The sequence below is a fragment of the Roseovarius halophilus (ex Wu et al. 2025) genome (assembly GCF_047086965.1).
The window spans coordinates 54,473-67,886 of record NZ_JBKOTX010000008.1 but is presented as its reverse complement, the minus strand read 5'-3'; the positions used below and the strand labels follow the sequence as shown (position 1 = coordinate 67,886).

The window sequence follows — 13,414 nt, the reverse complement described above, 5'->3', positions numbered from 1 at the left end:
GGCGGCGGTGCGGCTGTCGGCCTCGACCGGGCCCTTGCCGTCCAGCGGGTTGCCCAGGCCATCGACCACGCGGCCCAGAAGCGCATCCCCGATGGCAGCGCATAGCCCTGCGGCGACTTCACGAAAAGGGCGGCGCCCAGGTCCGACTCCAGCCGGGCGATCCGGCGGCTGACCGTGGCCGGGTCCATCTTCAGCGCCGGGGCCGCAGCAGACAGGCTCTGCGCCCGCGCCACCGCGAGGAAAACCCGCATGTCGTCCCAGTTCCACATCGCGCCACCATTTTGCAGAATTACAAGATCGTTTTGATGTATTGTCTCTTCTACCGGCAAAATTGCAAGAGTAACATGGTGCCGAACAGATCGCAGGAGGACCCCATGGAAGAGATCGGTCACTACATCGACGGCGCGCGCGTCGCGGGCACCTCGGGCCGCTTCGCCGATGTCATGAACCCCGCCAAGGGGGAGGTGCAGGCGAGGGTGGCCCTGGCCACCACGCAAGAGGTCGACGATGCCGTCGCCCGCGCGGCCACGGCACAAGAGGCCTGGGCGAATGTGAACCCGCAGCGCCGGGCGCGCGTGATGATGAAGCTGGGCCAGCTCATCAACGAGAACATGGACGCCCTGGCCGAAGCCGTCAGCCGCGAGCACGGCAAGACCCTGCCCGACGCGCGCGGCGACGTGCAGCGCGGGCTGGAAGTGGTCGAGCTCTGCATGGGCGCGCCGCATATGCTCAAGGGCGAGTTCACCGACAACGGCGGGCCGGGCATCGACCTGCACTCGATGCGTCAGCCGCTGGGCGTGGTCGCAGGCATCACGCCCTTCAACTTTCCGGCCATGATCCCGCTGTGGAAACTGGCCGGGGCCATCGTCTGCGGCAACGCGATGATCCTCAAACCCTCGGAGCGGGTGCCCAGCACCGCGCTGATGCTGGCCGAGCTGTGTTCGCAGGCCGGTGTGCCCGACGGCATCCTGCAGGTCGTCAACGGCGACAAGGAATCGGTCGATGCGCTGCTGGACAACGAGACGATCCAGGCAGTGGGCTTCGTCGGCTCGACCCCCATCGCGCATTACATCTATTCCCGCGCCACCGCCAACGGCAAGCGCGCCCAGTGCTTTGGCGGGGCCAAGAACCACATGGTCATCATGCCCGACGCCGACCTCGACAAGGCCGCCGACGCGCTGGTGGGCGCGGGCTATGGCGCCGCCGGTGAGCGTTGCATGGCGATCTCGGTTGCCGTTCCCGTGGGCGAGGAGACCGCCGACCGGCTGACCGAGAAGCTGCTGCCGCGCATCGAAAAGCTCAAGGTCGGGCCCTATACCGCAGGCGAGGACGTGGACTACGGCCCCGTCATCACCGCCCAGGCGCGCGACCGAATACTGGGCTTGATCGGATCGGGCGTGGACCAGGGCGCAGAGTTGCGCATCGACGGGCGCGACTTCTCGCTGCAGGGCTATGGGGAGGGCTATTTCATCGGGCCTTCGTTCTTCGACCGCGTCACCCCCGAGATGGAGATCTACCGCGAAGAGATATTTGGTCCCGTCCTGTGCCAGGTCCGCGCGGGCAGCTACGACGAGGCGCTGCAACTGGTCATGGACAATCCCTATGGCAACGGGACCGCGATCTATACCGCCGATGGCGACACCGCGCGCGACTATGCGCACCGGGTGAACGTGGGCATGGTCGGGGTCAACTTTCCGATCCCGGTGCCGCTGTCCTACCACACCTTCGGCGGCTGGAAGAAATCCGGTTTCGGCGACCTCAACCAGTATGGCCCCGACGCCTTCCGGTTCTATACGCGCACCAAGACCGTGACTTCGCGCTGGTTCTCGGGGATCAAGGACGGCGGCGAATTCAACTTCAAGGCCATGGACTGAGCAGCAGACGGCCCGGCGCGGGGGCGGCCACGGGCTGCCCCTCCGCCTCTGATACTTGCCGTTCGGCCCATGTCGCCGCAGAATGCCCGCCAGGGACACGCGGGACAGGAGGCCGGGATGATTGAGCCGGAATTCTCGATCGGCATCGAGGAGGAATATCTTCTTGTCGACAAGGACACCATGGCGCTGGCCGTGGTTCCAGAGGGCCTGATGGCCGATTGCGAGGCGGCGCTCGGCGGGCAGGTGGCCCCGGAATACCTGCAATGCCAGATCGAGATCGGCACCAAGGTCTGCGCCACCGTGGCCGAGGCGCGCGAAGACCTTGCCCATCTGCGCCGCACCATCCGCGACTGCGCCGACAGATACGGCCTGACGCCCATCGCCGCCTCATGCCACCCACTGGCTGACTGGAAGGACCAGCACCACACCCACAAGCAGCGCTATGACCAGCTGCGCGACGACCTGGGAGGCGTGGTCCGGCGGATGCTGATCTGCGGGATGCACGTCCACGTCGGCCTGGGCTCGGACGCGCTGCGCGCCGACCTGCTGGGCCAACTGTCCTATTTCCTGCCGCATCTTCTGGCCATGTCCACCTCCTCGCCCTATTGGCAGGGCGAGGACACCGGGCTGGCCTCCTACCGGCTGTCGATCTTCGACAACCTGCCGCGCACCGGGCTGCCACCGGCCATGGACAGCTGGGACGAATACCAACGCTCGGTCCAGGCGCTGGTGGACCTCGGGGTGATCGAGGATGCCACCAAGATCTGGTGGGACCTGCGCCCCTCGGCCCATTTCCCAACGCTGGAGACCCGGATCTGCGATGTCTCGCCCCGGCTTGACCATGCGCTGGGACTGGCGGCGCTGATCCAGGCGCTGACCCGCCTGCTGTGGCGGTTGCGGGTGCGCAACCAGCGCTGGCGGCGCTACGACAACTTTCTGGTGCAGGAAAACCGCTGGCGCGCGCAACGCTACGGCACCACCGGCGGGCTGATCGACTTCGGCCGCGGCGAGATCGTGCCCTTCCCCGAGCTTTTCGAGGAACTTCTGGAGCTGGTCGAGGCGGACGCGGGCGTGCTGCAAGGCAGCCGGGAGATCGACGCGCTGCGCGAGATCATGACCAGCGGCACCAGCGCGGAACGCCAGCGCGGCGCCGCCCGCGCGGCCCGCGACGCGGGCGCCGACGGCGAGGACCAGATGCGCACTGTGGTCCGCCACCTGATCGAGGAATTCAGCGCCGACCTTTGAGGCACCATGCCTTTTGCGGCCGTGGCCACCAGACTCAAACAACCGTTCAATGCCTCACTCCGCCCTCCGGGGGGATTTCGGGGTGACCGAACAGCGGGACGCCATCTTCGACATGGCGCGCGCCGTGGGGACCGCCCAGATCGGTGGGCGCTGAGGTAGCCCGCGACCGCCGGGCACGGTTTTTCGTGCCCCGGACCTGCGGTATCATGGGGCGCGCGTATCCGCTTGGTCGGAACGCATTAGCCACTTGAAATCGGCCCTCCGGGGGGAGTTTATTGGCCAAGATGAAGGCAGCAGCGATGAGCGACATTCACATCCGCCCCGAAGGCCGCGCGGGCCGTATCACTTTGACCCGCCCCGGGGCGCTGAACGCCCTGACCCATGACATGGTGCTGGTGATCGAACAGGCCCTGGACGACTGGCGCACGCGGGAAGCGCTGGACCTGATCGTGATCGACGCCGCGGGCGACAAGGCCTTCTGCGCGGGCGGCGACATTCAGGAGATGTATCACCACGGCCGCGCGGGGGATTTCGACTATGGCCGCCGGTTCTGGCGCGACGAATACCGCATGAACGCCAAGATCGCGACGTACCCCAAGCCGATCGTCAGCTTTCTGCAGGGCTATACCATGGGCGGTGGCGTCGGTGTCGGGTGTCACGCCAGCCACCGGATCGTCTGCGAGACCAGCACGCTGGCCATGCCGGAGGTAGGCATCGGGCTGATCCCCGACGTGGGCGGCTCGCTGCTGCTGGCCCGCGCGCCGGGGCGGCTGGGGGAATTCCTGGGCCTGACGGCGCACCGGATGACGGCAGGCGACGCGCTGCACACGGGCTTTGCCGATCACTTCGTCCCGCAAGCGGGCTGGGCAGCGCTCATGGCCGAGCTTTGCGCCACAGGCGATGCATCGGCGGTGCCGCGCCTGGCCGAGTCGGCCCCCGCCAGCGCGCTGGCAGGCTGGCAGGCCCGTATCGACGCCTGTTTCGACGGCGACACCCTCGGCGCGATCGCCGACGTCCTGCCGGACCCCGCGCCCGAGCCGCTGGACCGTGCGGGCGCAGCTCTGGCGCGGCATTCGCCGCTGGCGATGGCCTGCACCCTGCGCCTTGTCCACAATGCCCGCACCGCGCAGGATATCCGCGCCGCGCTGGAGCACGAGTATCGCCATACCGCGCGATCCATGGAACGGGGCGATTTCCTCGAAGGCATCCGCGCCGCGATCATCGACCGCGATGGCGCCCCGCGCTGGCGGCACGACGACTGGCGCGACCTGCCCGCGGCGGATATCCGCGCCATGGAGGCCCCGATGACCGCGGCCCCGCTGCACTTGTGACCAGCGAGGGAAAGCCATCATGAAAATCGGTTTCGTCGGGTTGGGTAACATGGGCGCGCACATGGCCTGCAACCTCGCCACAGCGGACCATGATGTCACAGGCTTTGACACCGCCGCCCGCCCCGAGGGGACGCGCCGTGCACAGTCGGCCGCCGAAACGGGCACTGGGGACGATGTGATCCTGCCGGTGCTGTCCGACGGCGGGATCGACGGCATGGACCGGGGCGCGGTGGGCGCGCCGGTTTCGGGCGACATCAGCGGCGCGCAGGCGGGCCCGTTGACCTTCCTGGCCGACAGGCCAGGCCCGGGGTGGGAGGCGTTGTTCGACGTGGTGTCGACCGCGTCGGTGCAGGGCTGGTCCCCGACCAGCCATTGCCCAGCGCCGGGCATCGGGCCGAGCTTGCCCGCCGATACCCGCTGGCCCCCGCATTTTACCGCGAACCGGATGCGCAAGGCGCTGCAGCGGGCCATGACGGCGGCTGCGCAGGCCGACACCGAGCCAACCATGGGCGCGCGCGCGGCCGGACTTCATCTCCGGTTCCACGACGAGCACGGCAGCACCGGGTGCGATTTCTCGGCCATGCTGACCCGGTTCGAACCCCGCACCCGCGCATGAGCTGGCTCGACGGAACCGACCTGGCCGGGCTGGACCCATCCGACCGCGCCGAACTTGCGCGCCTGGCCCCGATGACCCTGCCGCGCGGGCGCAGCCTGTTCCACCCCGGCGACGGGGCCGAGGGCTTTCCGCTGGTCCTGCGCGGGCGCGTCGAGGTCTTTCTGGTGGGGCCGTCGGGGCGCGACATTCTGCTCTACGCCATTGACCGCGGCGAGACCTGCGTGCAGACGACGCTGGGCCTGCTGGGCGGCGAACCCTACACCGGCGAGGCACTGGCCGCGCAGGACACCACGCTCGTCTTGGTGCCAAAGGACCAGTTCCTGGCGCTCATGGGCCGCTCGGAACCCTTTCGGGCCTTCGTATTCCGCGCTCTCGCGCAGCGTATGAAAAGCACCGTCCATGTTCTTGAAAAAGTGGCATTTCACCGGATTGAATCTCGGCTGGCGGATGCCTTGCTGGCGTTGGCCACGGGCGATGACGTCAACGCCACGCAGGCCGAGTTGGCCAGTCGCATCGGCTCTGCGCGCGAGGTCGTCTCGCGCCGGCTGGATGATTTTGCGCGGCGCGGCTGGGTGCGACGCGACCGGGGGCATGTCGCCCTGTTGGATCGCGCGGCCCTGGCCCGTCTGGCCCGGATCGACACCGAAAGCTGAGCGGCGCGTGACGAAGTCACAGACGGCGGGCGGCGTTTGGCGTATGATCCCGACATTGGCCCGATTCACACGGGCGCAACGCGAAAAGGCACATGATATGACCAGAAACATTGGCAGCACCGAACGCATCCTCCGCGCGCTTGTCGGGGTGGCCCTGATCCTCGGGTTCTTTCTGAACCCGGACGGGCAGTACAGTTGGCTTTACCTGCTGGGGATCATCCCGCTGGGCACGGCCATCGTAGGCTGGTGCCCGCCCTACGCCCTGCTGGGCATCAACACCTGCAAGACCGGGAAATAGCAACAGCGGCTTGGGGGCGGCCCTGACGCCTTGGGGCTGATGGCCGCGACGGCGCGGAATTTGCGCCGTTCTGGGTCCGGCCCGGCGACATTCTTCTTTCATTAACCGATCTGGGATGGTGTAACAGCGCCAACACCCGACAGGGATTCTGACAGCAAGGGAGATCGCCATGGCCGGATCCGTCAACAAGGTCATTCTGATCGGCAACCTGGGGCGCGACCCGGAAACGCGCACCTTCCAGAACGGCGGCAAGGTCTGCAACCTGCGCATCGCCACCTCGGAGAACTGGAAGGACCGCAACACCGGCGAACGCCGCGAGAAGACCGAATGGCATTCCGTCGCGATCTTCTCGGAGCCGCTGGCCAACGTGGCCGAGCGGTATCTGAAAAAGGGCTCGAAGGTCTATATCGAGGGCCAGCTGGAAACCCGCAAGTGGCAGGACCAGAACGGCCAAGATCGCTATTCGACCGAGGTCGTGCTGCGGCCCTACAAGTCCGAGCTGACCATGCTGGACGGCCGCGGCGAAGGCGGCGGCGCGGGCGGCGGCGGCTACATGGCCGACCAATCCGGCGGCGGCTACGGCGGCGGTGGGGGCGGCTATGACAGCGGCCCGGCCAGCCCCGCGGGCGGCGGCGACATGGACGACGAGATTCCGTTCTGAGGATGCCCAGATGGGCGCCCTGCCCCCCGAACTTAAGATTCTGATCCTGAACGCGGCAGCCCTGGCCGTGGCCTATATGGGCATCTATCCCAGCATGGCCCGGATCACCCTGCGCCGTCTGCTGCGGCAGGATGTGATGCTCTCGGTGGTGCTGCTGGTGGTGGCGGGCTGGATGTTCGCAGGCAGCGGCACGCACTTTTCCCTGCTGCTGGTCCAGACCAACTGGTGGGTCTTCACGCTGCTGACGGCCATGGTCATGGAGTGGCCGTTGTTCATGTGGTTCTGTCGGCGGCACGGGATCGACCCATTTTCCGAAGACTCATGGGACGACGACTAGAGCGCGTCGGCCAGCACCCGTTCGACGACCGCGCGCGGGACGTCCGAGGTCACGAAGGCCGCGCCGATCCCGCGGGCCATGACGAAGCGTAACTGACCGTCCACGACCTTCTTGTCCTGTCCCATGAGATCGACCAGCGCCGCAGCCCCCGGCAGCTCGCCGGGGATGTCCGAGAGATCCCCCTTCATGCCCATGGCGGACAGGTGGGCGCGCAGGCGGCCGGGCTCCTCCTGCGGGCAGAGCCCCAGCCGGGCAGAGGTTTCAAAGGCCAGGGCACAGCCGATCGCCACGCCCTCGCCATGCAGCAACCGGTCGGAATAGCCCGTCGCGGCCTCGAGCGCATGGCAGAAGGTATGGCCCAGATTCAACAGCGCCCGGTCGCCCTGTTCGGTCTCGTCGCGCATGACGATCTCGGCCTTCATCCGGACCGCGCGCGTCACCGCATGGATCAGGGCCGCCTCGTCGGCGCGCAGGCGCGGGCCGTTGTCCTCCAGCCAGGCAAAGAACGCCGCATCCCCCAGCAGCCCGTATTTGACCACCTCGCCATAGCCCGACAGGAAATCGCGGGTCGGCATGGTGGCCAGCGCCGCGGTATCGGCCAGCACCAGGGCAGGCTGATGGAAGGCGCCGACCAGGTTCTTGCCCTGGGGCGCGTTGATCCCGGTCTTGCCGCCCACGGAACTGTCAACCTGGGCCAGAAGCGAGGTCGGCACCTGCACGAAGCGCACCCCGCGCCGGACCACGGCAGCGGCAAACCCCACAAGATCGCCGATCACCCCGCCCCCCAGGGCAAGCACGATATCGCCCCGTTCGACCTGCTGGTCGAGCAGCCATTCGACGGTGCGGGTGAACCCGGCCCAGCCCTTGGTGGCCTCGCCCGGCGGCAGGGTGAGGGCTAGGCTTTCGATGCCCTCGGCACGCAGGCCCGCCTGCAACGGCGCAAGGTGCAGCGCCGCGACGGTTTCCTCGGTCACGATCGCCACGCGCGCCCGGCGCAGAAGCGGCGCGATCTCGGCCCCAGCCGCTGTGATCAGCCCCGGCCCGATGCGCACATCATAGGCCCGGCCGGGCAAGTCCACGGATACGGTTTCAACTGTCATCTGACATCTCCAGGATATCGGGCCGTTCGGCCAGGGTGGCGATGACGCGATCGGTCATGGCGTCGATGGACAGGCCCGGCTCGGCCTTGGCGTGCAGCCCGGCCTGCGCGTAGATCGGCGCGCGTTCCTCCAGAAGGCGGGCCAGCGTCGCGTAGGGATCGGGCGTGCGCAGCAGCGGCCGGGTGTCCTTGTGGCGCACCCGCTCCCACAGCAGGTCCAGGTCGGCGTCCAGCCAGACCGCCACGCCATGCGCCGCGATGGCCTGCCGATTGCGCGCGGCCAGGAAGGCGCCGCCGCCGGTGGACAGAACGCAGGGCGCGGATTGCAGCAGCCGGGCGATGACCTCGGCCTCACGGGCGCGAAAGAAGGCCTCGCCGTCGCGGGCGAAAATCTCGGGAATCGTGGCATTGGCCGCCCGCTCGATCTCGGCATCCGAATCAAGGAAGGGCACGCCAAGCTTGGTGGCCAGGGTGCGCCCGATGGCCGACTTGCCACAGCCCATCATGCCCACCAGCACCACGGTGCGGTGCAACCGGGGCCACCGACCGCCCTGGCCATCCTGCCTGTCTGCTGCGCTGCCCGTCACGTCCGGCCTGTCTCCCCTGTCCTGCCCCGCCCGGCGGTCAGCACGCCTTCGCCCGGGGGTGATTTTTCCCATTCCATGACGTGAAATTGTCCCGAAGGCCATATATAACCTTCGACAAGGGGTGGTGAAACTGCCCTTGATCCCCGGCGGCCGGGCCACAGGGGCGCGGCGTCGGGGCAAAACCAAAGGATTGGGGCAAAGACATGTTGTGGCGGCTGATCAAGGCGGTGCTGGTATTGACGGTTTTCGCGGCACTGGGCCTGATCGCCTATGCCTATGTCGGGCCGATCTTCTTTGCCGAGGACTTCGCGCCCCCGGTGCAAGAGGTCACGAAACCCGTAACGCTCGAGGTGGAGTAACGGTGACACACCCTTCGAGACAACCGATCGCGATGCGGGCAGCCGCCATGGGGCTGGCGGCGGTGCTGGCCGGCCCGGCGCTTGCCCAGACCGACGAGGCCGCGGATATGCGCCCCCTCTCGGCCATCGACTGGTTGTCGGAAAGTGTGCGCACCCCGACCCCGGCGCCGGAATTCCCCCCGGTGCCCGGACGCGGCCCGGGGCCGCATCCGCCCGAAGACCCCGTCGCCGAGAGCGCCACGACCCCGGATATCTCGGTCCGTCCGCTGGACGCGCCCTCGCCCGAACGGGTCGGTCTCATGTCCCCGGCGACGACCGGCCTGCCCCAGACGCTCTGGGCGGGCAGCGAGGCCGAGACCCTGGTCGCCCTCATGCGCGCCGAAAAGGTCGAGACCCTGGTCCCCCTGCGCGACCTGCTAGTGCGGATGATCCTGACCGAGGCCGACCCGCCCGCCGATGCCGGCTCCGACGCCGCACTGTTCCTGGCCCGGGTCGACACGCTGCTGGACATCGGCGCGCTGGAGCCCGCCCAGGCCATGCTCGAAGCCGCGACCCCCGACACCTCGGCCCTGTTCCGGCGCTGGTTCGATGTCTCGCTTCTGACCGGGACCGAACGGCGCGCCTGCGAGGTCATGCAGGACAGGCCCGGCATCGCGCCGTCGCCCGCGGCGCGGATCTTCTGCCTGGCCCGCGCCGGCGACTGGTCGGCGGCGGCGCTGACGCTCAACACCGCCGAAGCGTTGGGCGACATGGACACCAAGACCGCCGACCTCATGGCCTGGTTCCTCGACCCCGAGCTTTTCGAGGGCGAGACCCCGCCGCGCCCGGACCAGGTGACGCCGCTGATCTTCCGCATCCGCGAGGCCGTGGGCGAACGCCTGGGCACCACTGGCCTGCCGCGCGCGTTTGCCCATTCCGACCAACGCGACACGGTGGGCTGGAAATCCCAGATCGAGGCGGGCGAGCGGCTGCTGCGCACCGGGGCGATCCCGCCCACGGTGCTTCTGGATCTCTACACCGAGCGGGTGCCCTCGGCCTCGGGCGGGGTCTGGGAACGGGCGCGCGCCGTGCAGCAGCTGGAAACCGCGCTGGACGCCAGGGATGGCGAGCGGGCCTCTGACGCGCTTGAGGCCGCCTGGGACAGACTGACCGCCGCGGGCACCGAGGCGGTTCTGGTCGGCGGGTTTGCCGACCGGCTGTCGCAGGCCCGGCTGACACCCCGGGCCGAGGGGCTGCGCTACCGGCTCCTGATGCTGACCGCCGATTACGAGACCCACGCGCTGGACCTGGAGGCGCCCGAGGGGGCGGCGCTGCTCCGGGCGGTGGCGCGTGGACAGGTCACCCCCGAGACCCCCGCCGCGCGCGACGCCGCGCCGGTCAGATCCGCCTTCGCCGCCCTCCGGGCCGATGAGCGCCTGGTCGAGATGGCAGGGCAGGATCGCCTGGGCGAGGCCATCCTGCGCACCATCGCCACCGTCCAGCAGGGGCTTGAGGGCGACCCGGCCGCCCTGGCCGAGGGGCTGTCGACCCTGCGCGCCCTGGGGCTGGAGGACATCGCCCGCCGCACCGCGCTGCACCACCTGGTCCTGTCCGCCACATGAGCGCCGCCAACCAGCCCCAGGCCCATTGGCTGCAGGCCTTCCTCGAGGCCCAGGCGGCGGAACTGGACGCCGCCGAGAACACCCGAATGGCCTATGCCCGCGACCTGACCGCCTTTGGCGACTGGCTGGAGACGCGCGGCGGGCATTTCGCCACCGCGACACAGGCCCATGTCGAGGACTACCTCGTCGCCAGCGCGGCCGAGGGGCTGGCCCCGGCGACCCGGGCCCGGCGGCTTTCGGCGATCAAGCAGCTGTTTCGCTTTGCCTTCGACGAGGGCTGGCGCAGCGACAATCCCGCCATCCGAATCGCGGGACCTGGCCGCACGGGCCACCTGCCCCGCAGCCTGAGCCTTGACGAGGTCGACGCCCTGCTGGACGCGGCCCGCAACAGCCCCCGCGACCGGAGCCGCAACATCTGCCTGATGGAGCTGCTCTACGCCACCGGCATGCGGGTCAGCGAGCTGGTCTCCCTGCCCGTCTCGGCGGCGCGGGGCGATCCGCGGATGCTGCTGGTGCGCGGCAAGGGCGACAAGGACCGCATGGTGCCGCTGTCGCCGCCCGCGCGCGCCGCCCTCACCGCCTGGCTGGCCGAGCGCGATGCCACAGAGGACAATGCGGCGGCGAAACGCAAGCCGCGCTCGCCCTTCCTGTTCCCATCGCGCGGCAAATCCGGCCACCTGACCCGGCAGAGCTTTCACGGGCTGATCAAGACCTGGGCCACCCAGGCCGGCATCCCCCCCGATCGGATCAGCCCGCATGTGCTGCGCCATGCCTTCGCCACGCATCTGCTTGCCGGTGGCGCCGACCTGCGCGCGATCCAGACCCTGCTGGGCCATGCCGACCTGGGCACGACGGAAATCTACACCCATGTCCTGGAAGAGCGACTGCGCACGCTGGTGCTTGCGCATCACCCTTTGGCCACAGGCATGACGAAGGATGCTTGAAGCCGCGGTGATGCCGCCCCATAAGAGATCAATGCAACGGACATATCCTCAATGATGGACGCCGCCTTCTGGACCACCGCCGGAACCATCCTGCTGCTTCTGGTGCTCTCGGGCTGCTTTTCCGGGTCGGAAACCGCGCTGACAGCCGCCTCGCGCGGCAAGCTGCGTTCGAACGCGGACAAAGGCGACAAGGGCGCGGCCCGCGCCCTGCGCGTCACCGATGACAGCGAACGGCTGATCGGCTCGATCCTGCTGGGCAACAACCTGGTCAATATCCTGGCCACCTCGCTGGCCACGGCGCTGTTCACCCGCGCCTTCGGCGAAAGCGGCGTGGCCATGGCGACGCTGGTCATGACGCTGCTGGTGCTGATCTTCGCCGAGGTTCTGCCCAAGACCTATGCCATCACCAATGCCGAGAAGGCCGCCGGGCTGGCCTCGGGGCCGATGTCGGTGGCGGTCACGCTTTTCGCGCCGGTCGTCGGCGCGGTGCGTCTGCTGGTGCGCGGCGTGCTGCGCGTCTTCGGCGTGGCCACGGATCCCGACACCAACATCCTGGCCCTGCGCGACGAGATCGCCGGGGCGCTCCAGCTGGGCCACTCCGAGGGCGTGGTCGAGAAGGAGGACCGCGACCGCATCCTCGGCGCGCTCGACCTGGGCGAGCGCGCGGTCGAGGAGATCATGCTCCACCGCTCGGAGATCGAGATGATCGACGCCAGCCTGCCGGTGATGGACATCCTGTCGCATGTGCTCGACAGTAAGCACACCCGGCTGCCGCTGTTCCGCGAGGAGCCCGAGAACATCGTCGGCGTGCTGCACGCCAAGGACCTGCTGCGCGCCATGCACCGGATGCTGGGCGACGGCCGCATCGCCCCCGAGGAGCTCGCCGCCTTCGACATCCTCACCGTCGCGATGGAGCCCTATTTCATCCCCGAGACGACCTCGCTCGACGACCAGATGCGCAAGTTCCTGGCCCGCAAGACCCATTTCGCGCTGGTGGTCGACGAATACGGATCGCTGCAGGGGCTGATCACCCTGGAGGACATCCTCGAGGAGATCGTCGGCGAGATCACCGACGAGTTCGACACCGACGAGGACGCGGAATTCATCGCCGCCGAGGACGGCAGCGTGACAGTCGAGGGCGGCATGACGATCCGCGACCTCAACCGCGCCATGGACTGGACCCTGCCCGACGAAGAGGCCAACACCATCGCCGGGCTGGTCATCCACGAGGCCCAGATGATCCCGGCCGAGGGCCAGGTCTTTTCCTTCCACGGTTTCCGCTTCGAGGTGACGGAAAAGGAAGAGAACCGCCTGACACAACTGCGGGTCAGCCAACTGTAGGGCGACCCGCTGTTCCGCGCCGGCACCATTCAGCATCCGGCGGACACGGCCTGCAGGGGCGCGCATGGATCGTCAACCTGTGCGTGCCAGGCTGCTGGTGTTCCGTTGCGTGGGCCGTCCGGCGGCGGGACGGTCCCTGTCAGACGGATCGCCTGCCGTGGCGCAGCGTTTTCCACCCCGGGCATCACGCGGCGGAATGGCCACCATGACGGAATGTCACGTTTGCCTGTTGACGGGCGGGCCGGGGTTTCGTAGCCTTTGACTGATAAGTCGGCCAAGTCCGACAGGGAGCGATGGAAAAGGGTCCGCAAGGGCCCTTTTTCATTTTCCCGACCCGCTGTCAGGTCCCAGCGTGCGCGGGTCCGCGCCGAGACCGAGCAGAGGTTCCGACCGGGGACGCATTTCGGTCTGACAGGGGGGACGATCCGTGCTAGGCGGATATCGACCTGAAACCAACTGGACGCGACA

At 68.5% G+C, this 13,414-nt stretch carries 14 protein-coding genes and 1 pseudogene; 12 read left to right on the top strand and 3 right to left on the bottom strand.

Features of this window, described 5'->3' with window-relative positions:
• Positions 1–95: 95 nt before the first annotated feature.
• A pseudogene (locus ACH107_RS02970) lies at positions 96–269 on the bottom strand (helix-turn-helix domain-containing protein); the annotation flags it as partial.
• A 105-nt stretch (positions 270–374) separates the two neighbouring features.
• On the opposite strand from ACH107_RS02970, the gene ACH107_RS02965 reads away from it, so the two are divergent.
• The 8 genes from ACH107_RS02965 (at position 375) to ACH107_RS02930 (ending at position 7,015) form a co-directional block, all read left to right on the top strand.
• The gene (locus ACH107_RS02965; protein ID WP_412504579.1) at positions 375–1,874 is read left to right on the top strand and encodes a CoA-acylating methylmalonate-semialdehyde dehydrogenase; all 1,500 of its coding nucleotides are present in this window, start codon (positions 375–377) and stop codon (positions 1,872–1,874) included.
• A 117-nt stretch (positions 1,875–1,991) separates the two neighbouring features.
• On the top strand, positions 1,992–3,119 hold the full coding sequence (locus ACH107_RS02960) for a carboxylate-amine ligase (RefSeq protein ID WP_310690176.1): 1,128 nt from the start codon (positions 1,992–1,994) through the stop codon (positions 3,117–3,119).
• A gap of 299 nt (positions 3,120–3,418) precedes the next feature.
• Positions 3,419–4,450 (top strand): enoyl-CoA hydratase/isomerase family protein, encoded by a 1,032-nt coding sequence (locus ACH107_RS02955; RefSeq protein WP_310702663.1) that lies wholly within the window; start codon positions 3,419–3,421, stop codon positions 4,448–4,450.
• A 19-nt stretch (positions 4,451–4,469) separates the two neighbouring features.
• The gene (locus ACH107_RS02950; protein ID WP_412504578.1) at positions 4,470–5,066 is read left to right on the top strand and encodes an NAD(P)-binding domain-containing protein; all 597 of its coding nucleotides are present in this window, start codon (positions 4,470–4,472) and stop codon (positions 5,064–5,066) included.
• Positions 5,063–5,719, top strand: a complete 657-nt coding sequence (locus tag ACH107_RS02945; RefSeq protein ID WP_412504577.1) for a Crp/Fnr family transcriptional regulator — start codon at positions 5,063–5,065, stop codon at positions 5,717–5,719. The genes ACH107_RS02950 and ACH107_RS02945 overlap by 4 nt, the downstream gene beginning before the upstream one ends.
• 97 nt (positions 5,720–5,816) lie before the next feature.
• The gene (locus ACH107_RS02940) at positions 5,817–6,017 is read left to right on the top strand and encodes a DUF2892 domain-containing protein (protein WP_310690180.1); all 201 of its coding nucleotides are present in this window, start codon (positions 5,817–5,819) and stop codon (positions 6,015–6,017) included.
• 169 nt (positions 6,018–6,186) lie between these two features.
• On the top strand, positions 6,187–6,678 hold the full coding sequence (gene ssb, locus ACH107_RS02935; RefSeq protein ID WP_310690181.1) for a single-stranded DNA-binding protein: 492 nt from the start codon (positions 6,187–6,189) through the stop codon (positions 6,676–6,678).
• Between the two features lie 10 nt (positions 6,679–6,688).
• The gene (locus ACH107_RS02930; RefSeq protein WP_412504576.1) at positions 6,689–7,015 is read left to right on the top strand and encodes a hypothetical protein; all 327 of its coding nucleotides are present in this window, start codon (positions 6,689–6,691) and stop codon (positions 7,013–7,015) included.
• Here ACH107_RS02930 and aroB read toward each other — a convergent pair.
• Together aroB and ACH107_RS02920 are read right to left on the bottom strand one after the other, a co-directional pair.
• The gene (gene aroB / locus ACH107_RS02925) at positions 7,012–8,115 is read right to left on the bottom strand and encodes a 3-dehydroquinate synthase (protein ID WP_412504575.1); all 1,104 of its coding nucleotides are present in this window, start codon (positions 8,113–8,115) and stop codon (positions 7,012–7,014) included. The genes ACH107_RS02930 and aroB overlap by 4 nt on opposite strands.
• A complete protein-coding gene (locus ACH107_RS02920; RefSeq protein ID WP_412504582.1) occupies positions 8,105–8,620 on the bottom strand; it encodes a shikimate kinase in 516 nt (171 codons plus the stop codon). Before ACH107_RS02920 ends, aroB begins: the two co-directional genes overlap by 11 nt.
• 284 nt (positions 8,621–8,904) lie before the next feature.
• Here ACH107_RS02920 and ACH107_RS02915 point away from each other — a divergent pair, with 284 nt between their 5' ends.
• The 4 genes from ACH107_RS02915 to ACH107_RS02900 are packed head-to-tail and all read left to right on the top strand — an operon-like array spanning position 8,905 to position 12,946.
• A complete protein-coding gene (locus ACH107_RS02915) occupies positions 8,905–9,060 on the top strand; it encodes a hypothetical protein (protein WP_310690240.1) in 156 nt (51 codons plus the stop codon).
• Positions 9,061–9,062: 2 nt separating this feature from the next.
• Positions 9,063–10,661 carry a hypothetical protein gene (locus ACH107_RS02910; protein WP_412504574.1) on the top strand — a complete coding sequence of 533 codons (1,599 nt, stop codon included), beginning with the start codon at positions 9,063–9,065 and terminating at the stop codon, positions 10,659–10,661.
• Positions 10,658–11,605 (top strand): site-specific tyrosine recombinase XerD, encoded by a 948-nt coding sequence (locus ACH107_RS02905; protein ID WP_412504573.1) that lies wholly within the window; start codon positions 10,658–10,660, stop codon positions 11,603–11,605. Before ACH107_RS02910 ends, ACH107_RS02905 begins: the two co-directional genes overlap by 4 nt.
• A 51-nt stretch (positions 11,606–11,656) precedes the next feature.
• On the top strand, positions 11,657–12,946 hold the full coding sequence (locus ACH107_RS02900; protein WP_310690187.1) for an HlyC/CorC family transporter: 1,290 nt from the start codon (positions 11,657–11,659) through the stop codon (positions 12,944–12,946).
• Positions 12,947–13,414 lie beyond the last annotated feature (468 nt).

Excerpts from the sequence above, each read along its gene's own strand:
- ACH107_RS02965 (WP_412504579.1), top strand. The coding sequence starts at position 375 with ATGGAAGAGATCGGTCACTACATCGACGGCGCGCGCGTCGCGGGCACC.
- ACH107_RS02960 (WP_310690176.1), top strand. The coding sequence starts at position 1,992 with ATGATTGAGCCGGAATTCTCGATCGGCATCGAGGAGGAATATCTTCTT.
- ACH107_RS02955 (WP_310702663.1), top strand. The coding sequence starts at position 3,419 with ATGAGCGACATTCACATCCGCCCCGAAGGCCGCGCGGGCCGTATCACT.
- ACH107_RS02950 (WP_412504578.1), top strand. The coding sequence starts at position 4,470 with ATGAAAATCGGTTTCGTCGGGTTGGGTAACATGGGCGCGCACATGGCC.
- ACH107_RS02945 (WP_412504577.1), top strand. The coding sequence starts at position 5,063 with ATGAGCTGGCTCGACGGAACCGACCTGGCCGGGCTGGACCCATCCGAC.
- ACH107_RS02940 (WP_310690180.1), top strand. The coding sequence starts at position 5,817 with ATGACCAGAAACATTGGCAGCACCGAACGCATCCTCCGCGCGCTTGTC.
- ssb (WP_310690181.1), top strand. The coding sequence starts at position 6,187 with ATGGCCGGATCCGTCAACAAGGTCATTCTGATCGGCAACCTGGGGCGC.
- ACH107_RS02930 (WP_412504576.1), top strand. The coding sequence starts at position 6,689 with ATGGGCGCCCTGCCCCCCGAACTTAAGATTCTGATCCTGAACGCGGCA.
- aroB (WP_412504575.1), bottom strand. The coding sequence starts at position 8,115 with ATGACAGTTGAAACCGTATCCGTGGACTTGCCCGGCCGGGCCTATGAT.
- ACH107_RS02920 (WP_412504582.1), bottom strand. The coding sequence starts at position 8,620 with ATGATGGGCTGTGGCAAGTCGGCCATCGGGCGCACCCTGGCCACCAAG.
- ACH107_RS02915 (WP_310690240.1), top strand. The coding sequence starts at position 8,905 with ATGTTGTGGCGGCTGATCAAGGCGGTGCTGGTATTGACGGTTTTCGCG.
- ACH107_RS02905 (WP_412504573.1), top strand. The coding sequence starts at position 10,658 with ATGAGCGCCGCCAACCAGCCCCAGGCCCATTGGCTGCAGGCCTTCCTC.
- ACH107_RS02900 (WP_310690187.1), top strand. The coding sequence starts at position 11,657 with ATGATGGACGCCGCCTTCTGGACCACCGCCGGAACCATCCTGCTGCTT.